13 protein-coding genes are annotated in these 12,541 nt (G+C 56.9%); 12 read left to right on the forward strand and 1 reads right to left on the reverse strand.

The window, feature by feature from the left end; translation table 11 throughout:
- Window positions 1–68: 68 nt before the first annotated feature.
- The 8 genes from FA92_RS07960 to FA92_RS07990 all read left to right on the forward strand — a co-directional run bounded on the left by FA92_RS07960 (window position 69) and on the right by FA92_RS07990 (window position 7,413).
- Window positions 69–1,085: a dipeptidase gene (locus FA92_RS07960; RefSeq protein WP_033783042.1), complete on the forward strand. Its 1,017-nt coding sequence runs from the start codon at window positions 69–71 to the stop codon at window positions 1,083–1,085.
- Between the two features lie 143 nt (window positions 1,086–1,228).
- Window positions 1,229–1,300: a pyrroloquinoline quinone precursor peptide PqqA gene (pqqA, locus tag FA92_RS22540; RefSeq protein ID WP_010245082.1), complete on the forward strand. Its 72-nt coding sequence runs from the start codon at window positions 1,229–1,231 to the stop codon at window positions 1,298–1,300.
- A 54-nt stretch (window positions 1,301–1,354) separates the two neighbouring features.
- Window positions 1,355–2,272 (forward strand): pyrroloquinoline quinone biosynthesis protein PqqB, encoded by a 918-nt coding sequence (gene pqqB / locus FA92_RS07965; protein ID WP_013357812.1) that lies wholly within the window; start codon window positions 1,355–1,357, stop codon window positions 2,270–2,272.
- Window positions 2,273–2,275: 3 nt separating this feature from the next.
- Window positions 2,276–3,031: a pyrroloquinoline-quinone synthase PqqC gene (gene pqqC / locus FA92_RS07970; RefSeq protein ID WP_010245074.1), complete on the forward strand. Its 756-nt coding sequence runs from the start codon at window positions 2,276–2,278 to the stop codon at window positions 3,029–3,031.
- A 3-nt stretch (window positions 3,032–3,034) separates the two neighbouring features.
- Window positions 3,035–3,313: a pyrroloquinoline quinone biosynthesis peptide chaperone PqqD gene (gene pqqD, locus FA92_RS07975; protein ID WP_013357814.1), complete on the forward strand. Its 279-nt coding sequence runs from the start codon at window positions 3,035–3,037 to the stop codon at window positions 3,311–3,313.
- Window positions 3,300–4,442, forward strand: a complete 1,143-nt coding sequence (pqqE, locus tag FA92_RS07980) for a pyrroloquinoline quinone biosynthesis protein PqqE (protein WP_033783045.1) — start codon at window positions 3,300–3,302, stop codon at window positions 4,440–4,442. The genes pqqD and pqqE overlap by 14 nt, the downstream gene beginning before the upstream one ends.
- Complete coding sequence (gene pqqF, locus FA92_RS07985; RefSeq protein WP_033783046.1) at window positions 4,442–6,712, forward strand: pyrroloquinoline quinone biosynthesis protein PqqF; 2,271 nt, start codon at window positions 4,442–4,444, stop codon at window positions 6,710–6,712. The genes pqqE and pqqF overlap by 1 nt, the downstream gene beginning before the upstream one ends.
- Window positions 6,713–6,828: 116 nt before the next feature.
- Complete coding sequence (locus FA92_RS07990) at window positions 6,829–7,413, forward strand: YceI family protein (RefSeq protein WP_013357817.1); 585 nt, start codon at window positions 6,829–6,831, stop codon at window positions 7,411–7,413.
- A 56-nt stretch (window positions 7,414–7,469) separates the two neighbouring features.
- Here the strand turns inward: FA92_RS07990 and FA92_RS07995 are convergent, their stop codons facing one another.
- Complete coding sequence (locus FA92_RS07995; RefSeq protein WP_013357818.1) at window positions 7,470–8,372, reverse strand: pyridoxal-phosphate dependent enzyme; 903 nt, start codon at window positions 8,370–8,372, stop codon at window positions 7,470–7,472.
- Between the two features lie 588 nt (window positions 8,373–8,960).
- Between FA92_RS07995 and FA92_RS08000 the strand changes: the two genes are divergently transcribed.
- From FA92_RS08000 to FA92_RS08015, 4 genes are read left to right on the forward strand one after another with little or no spacing between them, the layout of a single operon-like run.
- Window positions 8,961–9,941, forward strand: a complete 981-nt coding sequence (locus FA92_RS08000; RefSeq protein WP_033783047.1) for a 6-phosphofructokinase — start codon at window positions 8,961–8,963, stop codon at window positions 9,939–9,941.
- A gap of 10 nt (window positions 9,942–9,951) precedes the next feature.
- Window positions 9,952–10,266: a PTS sugar transporter subunit IIB gene (locus FA92_RS08005; protein ID WP_013357820.1), complete on the forward strand. Its 315-nt coding sequence runs from the start codon at window positions 9,952–9,954 to the stop codon at window positions 10,264–10,266.
- The gene (locus FA92_RS08010; RefSeq protein WP_033783049.1) at window positions 10,259–11,626 is read left to right on the forward strand and encodes a PTS sugar transporter subunit IIC; all 1,368 of its coding nucleotides are present in this window, start codon (window positions 10,259–10,261) and stop codon (window positions 11,624–11,626) included. The genes FA92_RS08005 and FA92_RS08010 overlap by 8 nt, the downstream gene beginning before the upstream one ends.
- Window positions 11,613–12,455, forward strand: a complete 843-nt coding sequence (locus FA92_RS08015) for a class II fructose-bisphosphate aldolase (protein WP_033783051.1) — start codon at window positions 11,613–11,615, stop codon at window positions 12,453–12,455. The genes FA92_RS08010 and FA92_RS08015 overlap by 14 nt, the downstream gene beginning before the upstream one ends.
- The last annotated feature ends 86 nt before the right edge of the window (window positions 12,456–12,541 follow it).

Here is a 12,541-nt window from a genome sequence, read left to right on the forward strand (position 1 = left end):
TGCGCTCCTGTTTGATGAATCCACCAGGCAGGGTTAGCATGGTCGCCTGTTTATCCGGGTGAACACTTATGCTGATTTTTGACGGACACAACGATCTGTTGCTCAACCTCTGGCTGCATCATCGCGATGCACCCGCGCAGGCATTTTATCAGGGGATTGAACGGGGTCATCTCGACTTTTCGCGCATTCAGCAGGGCAAAATGGGCGGCGGGCTGTTTGCGATCTTTGTACCGCCGCAGGCGTACATTGCCAGCGCTGTACCGGCCCGCGCTGATGAGCCGTATGAACCGCTGCAAATCATGTGGCAGCAGCTCGATATCCTGCAGCAGCTGGCCGCTGCGTCCGGCGGACGGGCGCGACTCTGCCGCAGCAGTGACGAGATTGCCGCCTGCCGCGCGGAAGGCGTGCTGGCGATGGTGGCGCATATCGAAGGGGCCGATGCGCTGGACGAGGAGGGCGAGCAGCTGCGCGCCTTCTGGCAGGCGGGGGTGCGCAGTATCGGGCCATTCTGGAATCTGCGCAGCCGCTTTGGTGAAGGCGTCAGCGGCTCGTTTCCCGGCACGCCCGATACCGGGCCGGGGCTGACCGCCGCCGGTGAAAAGCTGATTCAGCAGGCGGGTGAGCTGAAGATGATGATCGACGTGTCGCACATGAACAGTAAGACGTTCTGGGAGACCGCCCGGCTTTCCCGCGCGCCGCTGGTCGCCAGCCATTCCAACGCGCACGCGCTCTGCCCGCAGCCGCGCAATCTGACCGACGATCAGCTGGTGGCGATCCGCGACAGCGGCGGTCTGGTTGGCATTAATTTCGGCAATGCGTTTCTGCGCGCCGATGGAAAACGCGACGCTGACACGCCATTAACAGAAATTGTTAAGCATTGTGATCACCTGTTGAAGATAATGGGCTGCGACCATGTGGCCTTTGGCTCTGATTTCGACGGGATTACCCCTCCGGCCGCGCTGGGCGATGTCAGCGGAATGCCGCGATTGCTCGCCGCTTTTCAGGAAGCGGGCTATGATCAGAGACTGACAGAGAAGCTGGCATGGGGAAACTGGCAGCGGGTTTTACATCTGACCGGGCTGTGATAACAATTTCCTTACGTTCCGGGCTTGATCCCGACGCGCCATTGGCGCAACATCTGCCTGGAAATTGTGACGGTGCTCTCATTTAACAGCCGTCACGCCGATTTCAGACAGCACATTTACTGTTAACCAAGAGGAAGTAACTCATGTGGAAAAAACCAACTTTCGTTGATATGCGTCTCGGTCTGGAAGTGACTCTTTACATCTCCAACCGTTAATCGTTCTGCCCGCCCTCTGAGCGGGCATTTTTTTTCAAATTCTGGTTTTCCTCTATGTTTATCAAAATCCTCGGCTCAGCCGCGGGTGGCGGGTTTCCGCAGTGGAATTGTAACTGCGCCAACTGCCACGGCGTGCGTAATGGCACCATTCAGGCTCAGGCACGCACGCAATCGTCGATTATCCTCAGCGATAACGGTGAAGACTGGGTGTTATGTAATGCGTCACCCGACATCGGCCAGCAGATCCTGCACACGCCAGAGCTGACCCGCAAAGGCGTACTGCGCGGCACGGCGATCGGGGGAATTATCCTCACCGACAGCCAGATCGATCACACCACCGGGCTGCTGAGCCTGCGTGAGGGCTGCCCGCATCAGGTGTGGTGCACGCCGGAAGTGCATGCCGACCTCAGTACCGGCTTCCCGATCTTTCCAATGCTCACCCACTGGAACGGCGGTTTACAGCACCGGCCAATTGCGCCCCTGACGCCGTTCAGCGTCGATGTCTGCACCGATTTGCAGTTCACCGCGATTCCTATCATCAGTAATGCACCGCCTTACTCGCCCTATCGCGATCGGCCGTTGCCGGGCCATAACGTGGCGCTGTTTATTGAAAACCGGGCGAATGGACAGACGCTGCTCTACGCGCCAGGTCTGGGCGAGCCGGATGCGGTGATCCTGCCGTGGCTGCAAAAAGCGGATTGCCTGCTGATTGACGGCACCGTCTGGCAGGATGATGAGCTGCTGACCACCGGCGTGGGTCATAACACCGGCAAGGCGATGGGCCATCTGGCGCTGGCGGAAGAGCAGGGGCTGATGGCGCTGCTGGCGTCGCTGCCAGCTAAACGCAAAATTCTGATCCACATTAACAACACCAATCCGATCCTTAATGAGCAGTCACCCCAGCGTCAGTTTCTGACGGAGCAGGGAATAGAGGTGAGCTGGGACGGAATGGCGATTCATCTTCAGGGCTAAATCATGCAGATTACTGACACGCTGTCGCCGCAGGCTTTTGAACAGGCCCTGCGCGACAAAGGCGCTTACTACCACATTCATCACCCGTATCACATCGCGATGCATAACGGTCAGGCCACGCGGGAGCAGATTCAGGGCTGGGTGGCGAACCGCTTTTATTACCAGACCACCATTCCGCTGAAAGATGCGGCGATCATGGCTAACTGCCCGGATCCGGCCACCCGCCGTAAATGGGTGCAGCGCATCCTCGACCACGACGGCAGCAACGGCGAAGAGGGCGGCATTGAGGCCTGGCTGCGGCTGGGCGAGGCGGTCGGGCTGACGCGCGAAGAATTATTGTCAGAGCAGCATGTGCTGCCGGGCGTGCGTTTTGCCGTCGATGCCTATATCAACTTCGCCCGCCGTGCCAACTGGCAGGAGGCGGCCTGCAGTTCACTCACCGAGCTGTTCGCGCCGCAGATCCACCAGTCGCGGCTCGACAGCTGGCCGCAGCACTATCCGTGGATCAAAGAAGAGGGCTACTTCTACTTCCGCAGCCGCCTGGGTCAGGCGAACCGCGATGTAGAGCATGGCCTGGCGCTGGCGCTGGAGTACTTCACCACCGCGGAAACGCAGAACCGGATGCTGGAAATTTTGCAGTTTAAGCTTGATATTTTATGGAGCATGCTGGACGCCATGACCATGGCTTATGAGCTGAAACGTCCGCCTTATCACACCGTCACCGACAAGGCGGCGTGGCACACCACCCGACTGGTATAACAGATGAATGAAAACTCGATTGCCGCGTTTCGTCGCGGCTACCGTATGCAGTGGGAAGCCGCCCAGGATACCCATGTGGTGCTCTATCCCGAAGGCATGGCGAAGCTGAACGAAACCGCCGCCGCCATTCTTGAGCTGGTGGATGGCAAACAGGATATCGCCGCGATTATCGCGACGCTGGATAGCCGTTTCCCTGAGGCGGGCGGCGTGGGGCCGGACGTTTTGGAGTTCCTGCAGTCAGCCTATGAACAGAAGTGGATACAGTTCCGTGATCCCGCTTAAACCTGGCGTGAATCCGCCGCTCTGGCTGCTGGCCGAGCTGACCTATCGCTGTCCGCTGCAGTGTCCTTACTGCTCCAACCCGCTGGATTTCGCGCAGCAGGAGAAGGAGCTAAGCACGGAGCAGTGGATTGAGGTGTTTCGTCAGGCACGCGCCATGGGCAGCGTCCAGCTTGGATTCTCCGGCGGCGAACCGCTGGTGCGTAAAGATCTGCCGGAGCTGATCAAAGCGGCGCGCGATCTCGGCTTTTACACCAACCTGATCACTTCGGGCATCGGCCTGACAGAGAAGAAGCTGGATGCGTTCAGCGAGGCCGGTCTGGATCATATCCAGATCAGTTTCCAGGCGAGTGACGAAACCCTGAATGCGGCGCTGGCCGGGTCGAAGAAAGCGTTTCAGCAGAAGCTGGAGATGGCGAAAGCGGTAAAAGCGCACGGCTATCCGATGGTGCTGAACTTTGTGCTGCATCGCCATAACATCGACCAGATCGATAAGATCATCGACCTCTGCATTGAGCTGGAAGCGGATGACGTTGAGCTGGCGACCTGTCAGTTCTACGGCTGGGCGCAGCTTAACCGCGAAGGCCTGCTGCCGACGCGTGAGCAGATCGCTCAGGCGGAAGCGGTGGTCAGCCGCTATCGTGAGCGGATGAGCGACAGCGGCAATCTGACCAATCTGCTGTTTGTGACGCCAGACTACTACGAAGAGCGACCTAAGCCCTGTATGGGCGGCTGGGGGGCAATCTTCCTGAGCGTCACACCAGAGGGCACCGCGCTGCCGTGCCACAGTGCGCGCCAGCTGCCGGTCGAGTTTCCGTCGGTACTGACGCAGCGCCTGGACGATATCTGGTATAACTCGTTCGGCTTCAACCGCTATCGCGGTTTTGACTGGATGCCGGAGCCGTGCCGCTCCTGTGATGAGAAAGAGAAAGATTTTGGCGGCTGTCGCTGTCAGGCCTTTATGCTGACCGGCAATGCTGACAACACCGATCCGGTGTGCAGCAAATCACCGCATCACGGCAAAATTCTCGACGCCCGGCGGGAGGCGGATTGCAGCGACATTAAAATTGGTCAGCTGCAATTCCGCAACCGCAGCAACTCGCAACTGATCTACAAAACACGGAACCTCTGATGAACATGCGCGGCCTGGTGATTGAGGGTCTGACGGTTGAACTGGTGCATCAGCCCGATGCCAGCCAGGCCGCCGCCCTGATTCAGGTAGGGGCAGGGAGTCACGACGAGCCGGATCGCTGGCCCGGACTGGCGCATCTGCTGGAGCATCTGCTGTTCACCGGCAGCAGCGGCTGGCCCGATGAGGGCCGGCTGATGAGCTGGATCCAGACGCAGGGCGGAAAAGTTAACGCCACCACGCTGGCCCGGCACAGCGCGTACTTTTTCGAGGTCACGCCGTCGCTGCTGGCAGACGGGCTGGCAAGACTGCAGGATATGCTGGTCTCTCCGCTGCTCGATAATCAGGCAATCGCGCAGGAAGTGGCAGTCATCGACGCGGAATATCAGCTGTTGCAGCGTCATGAGCCATCCCGCATCGAAGCGGCATTACTGCACACCGCTGCAACCCCCGCTGAATTTCAGCGCTTCCATATCGGCAGCCGGGCGAGCTTTGGCGACGAGCTCTCTGCGCTGCAACGGGCATTGCGGCAGTTTCACCAGCGCTACTACGTTGCCAGCAATATGCGGCTCTGGCTGCAGGGACCGCAGTCGCTGGATGAGCTGGAACAGCTGGCGCGTCAGGTTGCCGCTGCGCTGCCTGTCGGTCAGTGGCGGCAGGAGCTGACACCGCCACAGTTCAGTAGCGATACCTGCTGGCAGCTGGCGGAAACAGCCCAGGCAGCGCTATGGCGCAGCTGGCTGCTCGATAGCAGTGACGGTGTCACGTTGTGGCGTGAGTTTTTATTGGATGAAGCGCCCGGTTCGCTGCTGGCTATTCTGCGTGAAAAGGGGCTGGCGGAGACGGTGGAGCTGAAATGGATTTATCAGGCTGAAGATGCGTACTGGCTGGCGCTGGGTATCGAAACCAGTGAGCCTGCAAAGGTAAATCAACTGGTTAACGGTTACATTGCTGCGCTGCGCCAGACGAATGAACAGCAGCATCAGCACTATTATCAGCTGGCACAGCAGCAATTTGTGACATTGTCACCGATGGAGCAGTTGCGTCAGCGCGCTATCGGTTTCGCACCTGACAAAAACCTGCCCGCGCTGCAGCCGCTGCTGGAAAATCTCGCCAGTGCGCCCGGCACACTGCTGTTCTGTTCATCGCAACCGGCAATGGAACACATCGTTACGCAGGGCTTCACTCTGGCGCTGACGGCCTGTGAGCCCGCCCCGGCGGAGGCGCTGCCCGCTGCCCTTTTCACCTTCTATCCGCTCGACATCACTACGACGCCTGCGCCGCTGCCCGCTCAGGCGGCGGCATTGCCGCATCATCCGTCAGATGACCCGCAGCCAACGCTGATCCTGCGACCGGAGTTCTGGTCAACCTTTACTGCGGAGGCGGGCGAAGCGCTGGGCCGTCGGTTGCGTCCGCTGTTTGCGGCGCTGCGTCATCAGGGTGGTCACGGCAGCTGGCAGGAAGTGGAAGGTGTGTGGCAACTGACGGTCCGGCTATCGGATCAGGCGGTCGCTGACCTGGCGCTGAGCCAGATTGTCTCCGCCCTGACATTACCCATTAAGGCAAACCGGCCCGCGCCTGTGGAGAGCATCGCTATCCGCGCGCTGCTGCGACAGTTGCCTTATCAGCTGGCAGCCAACGTTACGCCAGGATGCTGGCGGGCGGCGCTGAAGGGCGGCGATGCGATGCTGCACTCAGTGATTGCCCGGCGGCTGAGCGCGCTGTCGCTCCCGGTCAACCCTGACACGCCGCCCACGCGTATGACCACACAAACCGGTATGACGCGCCTGCCGCACGCCAGTGCAGACAACGCGCTGCTGCTGTTTATTCCGCTGCAGCGTCCTGAACAGCTGGCTGCATTGCGCGCACTGGCACTGATCTACGAGCCACGCTTTTTCCAGCGCTACCGCGTTGAGCAGCCGATAGGTTATGTGGTCAGCAGTCGCTATATGCGCTGTGCCGATGAAGATGGGGTGTTATTTGCGCTGCAGTCGCCCGACTACAGTGCACTGTCACTGCTGCGCTACTGCCGTAACTTCCTGCGGTCACTGAACGAGACGCTGGCGGGATGTGATCTGGTGGCCCTGAAAGCGCGACTGCTGAGCCAGCAGGCTGAGCAGCCACTGGCCCTGTTGCGCCGTGAAAATGGCCTGGCAGAACCGGACGCGGCGCAGATTGCGGCACTGACCCTTGCAGATTTACAGCAATTGCACCGCACGCTGATTCAGGATCGCCGCCGCTGGCGGGTGCTGTTCACCGGCGCGAATGCGTAATGACCGGTTTTAAGGTTGCTGAATTTATTTGAAAATTACCGACAAATCTCTTCACTGTCTATTCCGGGAAAACTGGACCACACTCAATTCACTTTTGTCCGCATAAGGAATTGACTGTGAAGAACTTCAAACGTATTGCACTGCCCCTGTTAGCCGCTGCTACCCTCTACGCTCCGTTATCTCAGGCCGAGGCGATGCACTACCAGCTGAACCCTGAGCATACGTCGGTAATTGTTGCCTGGAACCACTTTGGCTTCTCCAATCCTACCGCGGATATCCCGGATGCAACCGGTACGCTGGTGTTTGATAAAGATCATCCTGAGGCCTCACGCGTTGACGTGACCCTGCCCGTCAGCAAAATCGACAGCCACGTTGCCGCGCTGACCAAAGAGTTCAAAGGTGCTGAATACTTCGATACCGCCAAATACCCGACTGCGACCTTCCACAGCACCAAAGTCGTTGCGAAGGGCGACAACAAATTTGACGTTGAAGGCAACCTGACCCTGAAAGGCATCACTAAGCCAGTGACGCTGCACGCGACGCTGAACAAGCAGGGCGAGCATCCGATGGTCAAGAAGCAGGCGATTGGTTTTGACGCCACCGGCACCATCAAGCGTTCTGACTTCAAGCTGGACAAATATGTCCCTGCAGTCAGCGACGACGTTACGCTGACGCTGTCTACTGAAGCTTACGCGAAGTAACCGGCGACAGGCGCAGCCCCTCTGGCTGCGCCACTTTTTCCCTGACTTTGCTCTCGTCAGCCCTGCAGACTCTTCAGGGTAACAGACGCCCCGCCACAGACGATAACCAGCACGTTATCATCCGGTTTAAAGCCAATTTTCCCGTCATACAGCATCGATAATGAGACGCCACAGGCTGGCTCTGTCAGGACACGATGATCGTCCAGGAAGCGGCGGCAGGCATTAACAGCCTCTTCATCTGTCACAACCTTTCCCCTGACATCTGCCCGGCATGCCACGTTAAATGCATTTTCACACACCTGACTGGCTGCCAGCGTGGTGGCGATACCGCTGACCCGGGCCAGCGTGACCCGCTCACCGGCTTCCAGCGCGGCGTTAAGCGACGCGGTTCCCTCAGTTTCAACTGCATAAATCGGGATATGGCTGAGCTGATGTCTTTCCAGACCCTGGACAATGCCGGAGAGCAGACTGCCGCCGCCTACGGAGAGGATTACCGCATCCGGCCGCACCCCCTCACTGATCACTTCATCTACCAGCGTGCTGATGCCGTCCCACAGCAGCGGATTGTCAAAGGGATGGATGTAGATATGTTCGTGCGACGCCAGCGATAACGCGTACGCATTGGCCTCACTCCAGACGTTGCCGTGTACGATCAACTTCGCACCTTCCTGTTCGATAAGCTGTCTGGCGCGCGCCGAGGTGGTTTCAGGCACCACCACCGTGACCGGTAGCCCCAGTCTGCGGCCACTGTGTGCCACGGCAATACCCGCATTGCCGCCGGAGGAGCTGACAAATGCCTTAGCGCCCTGTGCCGCGTAGTATTGACAGATATGGCCTGCGCTTCTGAGCTTAAACGATCCGGTTGGCTGCGCTGATTCCATTTTCAGCCAGACGTTGCTGCCGCTGAGCTGACTTAGTGGCAGGGAGTGAACGAGAGGGGTACGGATAGCTATTTCCATGCGTATGATCCTGGTCAAATGTGGTCACAGGGAACCGGTTTGTCATCACGGAGAACACGGGTTTTGCCGTGCGAAATAACGGCGTCGGATGCAGAAGAGAAAGTTCCCCCACACAAAGAGCGTGGAAGTTTTTCCTTAGAAATCATTATCGTCAGGCTGTGTTTTCTGTGGGCATTGAAAGGTTATACCGAAGAATGCTACTCGTTCGCAACAGAGATGCTGAATCTGATTAACATCTGCCTGCGGATTTTCTTTCTGCACCTTAATTGCGGTTTCTGCTCTGCGAAAACGGGAAAAATGAGGTGAAAGTCACAAATCTGCAACGCTGCTCTAATGGCTGATTTTACCTCCTCCCGCTTTCTGGCCAGTTCACCCGCGCCATCTACTAAGCCAATGATTTATATCGATTCGCCTTGAGCGCAATAAGTTGGAATAGTGTGAGGCAAATCACAAATAAAGCGATGTTAAGAGCACTGTCAATATTCCCGCCTGAGAAAAACCGCACGTAACTGTGATCTCCTCTGCAAATAGCAACCCCGCTAACCGGAAGAATACCCTTCAGCAGAATAAGCCAGCGGGGTGAGGGTGATGCGAATTGGAATGGTGATCAGTGGCGGTGACGTGACCGGCATTAATAATTTTGTCTTCCAGATTGGGCGCATGGCACAGGCGGAGATGGTGATATTTGACGGTGGTATTCCTGGCCTGCTGGAAAATAATCATCGTGAGATCGGCATGCGCGATCTGCTCGACTTTTCCATCGCCTCTATTCCGGTTATGCAATCGGGACGCACTGAAAAGAAACTGGTGCGCAGCGAGTATGAGTTAATTGCCCGCCAGCTGAAAAACGCCCGGATTGACATATTAATCATGGCGGGCGGAGACGGGTCGCTGCAATTTCTCCATACCCTGACGGCGTACGGCGTGAATTGTTTCGGCGTCGGTATGACCATCGATAATGATGTTTTCGGCAGCGACTACACGCTGGGATTTTCCACCGCCTGCGAGCAGGTATTAAAAGAGGTGGCGAAACTGCGTAATACCGGCCGTGCCTTACCGGGCCGGGTTTTTATGCTGGAATTACTCGGCGGCTATTGCGGCGAATTAACGCTGCAGTCCGCGATTAAAGCTAACGCTGATATTGCGTTAATTCCGGAGTGCCAGATCCCGCTGCCACAACTGGCGCAGCGCATCACCGGGCGACTGGCAGAGCAGAACAGCGTGGTCATCCTCTGTTCGGAAGGCTACACCCGGGAATATTCGCCCGGTTTTCAGGGGGCGATCGACACCTTAATCAAACAGCTTGAACCCCTTATTGGCGTGCGCATCCGTAAAACCATCCTGGGTTACGGGCTGCGCAATGGTGATCCCACCTGCGAAGAGATCTTTCAGGGCACCATTATGGCCAGTGAAGTGGTGCGTTGTATTCAGTCAGGCATGCGGAATAAAGCGGTCATTATTAATGGCAGCAATAAACCGATTCCGATTGATTTAATAAGCATGCAAAAACGCCTGGTCGATATTGACGGGCACCATTACAAACTCGCTAAACAACTCAATATAGTGTGAGGAAAAAACCATGCTGAAAATATTATGTGTCTGTGGTTGTGGATTAGGTTCCAGTTTTGCGATTGAGATGAGCGCAAAAGCGGTATTAAAAAAACTGGAGATTGAGGCCGACATCGATCACACCACCATTTCAGAAGCGAATGCCTTTAAGTCAGATATGATCCTGACGCAAAAAGCGTTTGCCGATGTTTTAAACGCCGACGCCAGTCCGGAACAGATTAAACGGGTCATTATTCTTAACCGGCTCACCGATAAAGCGGAAATAGAGCAGAAGATCCTGGCCTTTTTAAAAGAACGCAACCAGAAGGTCGCCGCCCATGAATAGTGTGATCGACTTCCTGGTAAAAGATCTGCTGGGGCAGGCATCGATTCTGATCGCCTTTATTGCCCTGATTGGTCTGCTGCTGCAAAAAAAATCGGCAGGCAAGGTGGTGGAAGGCACCTTTAAAACGCTGCTCGGCTTTTTAATTATGATGGCGGGTATCAATATTATTGTTGGCACCCTGACGTTCCTCAATACCATTTTTACCCATGGCTTTGGCATGCGCGGCTATATCACCGATGTGGCCGCTATTGCCGGGCTGGCTAACCGTGAGCTGGGGTCTGAAGTGGCGCTGACGCTGCTGGTGATTTTTATCGTCAACATCATCATTGCGCGACTGACGCCGTTTAAGTACATCTTCCTGACCGGCCAGGCGTTGCTGTGGATGGCGACCATTGGCGCAGTCATCGGCTACAAAGCAGGGCTGACGGGCCTGCCGCTGATTCTGACCGGCGGCATCTTTGGCGGGATTATGGCGGTGGTAATGCCAGCGCTGGCGCAGCCGGTGGTGCGGCGGATCACCGACTCGGACGACGTGGCGCTGGGTCACTTCTGCACCATCGGTTATCTGGTCACGGCGGCGGTCGCCAAAGTCGTCGGCAAAGGCTCGCGCTCCACCGAAGACCTGAAACTGCCCGATAACTTCAAGTTTCTGCAGGATACCTATCTGTCGATGGCGCTGGTGATGGTACCGATGTACCTGATCCCCGCTGTGGCAGCCGGCCCGGCGTTTATCGCCCAGTACAGCAACGGCATGAACTACCTGATGTACGCCTTTATGCAGTCGATTCAGTTCGTGGCCGGGGTCTTCGTGCTCTACAGCGGCGTCCGCCTGCTGCTGAACGAACTGGTGCCAGCCTTCCGGGGTATCGCGATGCGCGTGGTGCCGGACGCGAAACCGGCGCTGGACTGCCCGGTGATGTTTCCGTACGCCCCAAACGCGGTGATTGTCGGCTTCCTCGCCACCACGCTGGGTTCCATCGTCGGCATGCTGGTCTTCCCGATGTTTGGTCTGGCGATGATCCTGCCTGGCCTGCTGACCAACTTCTTTGCCGGTGGCACCGCCGGAGTATTTGGTAATGCCATGGGCGGACGGCGCGGCGCGATGATCGGCGGCTTCGTCCATGGACTCTTTATCACCATTCTGCCCGCCATCCTGGTGCCGATGCTGGAGAGCTACGGCTTCGCCGGGGTCACCTTCAGCGATTCCGACGTGATCAGTACCGGCCTGGTGCTTGGCCACGCCTTCCAGAATAACTGGCTGTTTGTCGCTCTGTTTATCGCCTTTATTACCGCACTTGCCTGGTTTGTTAATGACAAATCGACCAAACCTCAGGAGGAAAAAATCCATGAAACTTTATAACTTCGCCGATCTGTTACAGCTGGCCAAACAGCGTGACTTCAAAGCGGTCGGTTCGTTTAATCTTCACTGTCTGGAGATGCTGCCCGCCTATTTTAAAGCGGCAGAGAAAACCAACAGCCCATTAATGATTCAGATTTCCACCGGCACGGCGAAATATCTTGGCTATAAATTGCTGGTCGATGTGATTAAATCGCTGTCAGAGAGTACGAACGTGCCGACCTGCCTGCATCTCGATCACTGTTCCGATTTAGCGGCGATACAGACGGCGATTGATGCCGGATTCAGTTCTGTTATGTACGACGGCTCACATCTGCCCATTGATGAGAATATTGCGAACACCCGCCGGGTGATTGATATGGCGCGACCCCATCATGTTTCAGTAGAGGCGGAGCTGGGTGCCATCGGCGGGTCGGAAGATGGTAAATGCGTAGAGATGGAGGCGATAGCGTTCACGCCCGTGGAAGATGCACGCCGCTTCGTCGCAGAGACCGGCGTCGATATGCTGGCGATCTCCATCGGCACCGTGCACGGGCTTTATACCGGTAAAGCCCATATTCAGCATCAGCGGCTGGCAGATATTACGGCGGCAACCCACACGCCACTGGTCCTGCACGGCGGCACCGGCGTCAGCGATGAGGATATGCGGCTGGCGGTCAGCAGCGGAATTGAGAAGGTGAATGTCGGCACTGAAATGAATGTGCAGTGGGTAGCGCAGTGCAAATCAACCTTTGAAAAAGGCAAGGTTAATGACAGCGTGCGTAATTTCCTGGTGCCAGCCAATGATGCGGTCACGAATGTGCTGGTAGAGAAAATGCAGTTATTCCGGTAATTACCCGCGCCGCCATCACCGGGTTAATGCGCTAACGATCTTTTATTCACTGTTTATATTAGCTACCCCAATATTATGCGGGGCAG

The organism is Pantoea sp. 9140, from assembly GCF_000745295.1.
GTDB classification, from domain to species: domain Bacteria; phylum Pseudomonadota; class Gammaproteobacteria; order Enterobacterales; family Enterobacteriaceae; genus Pantoea; species Pantoea vagans.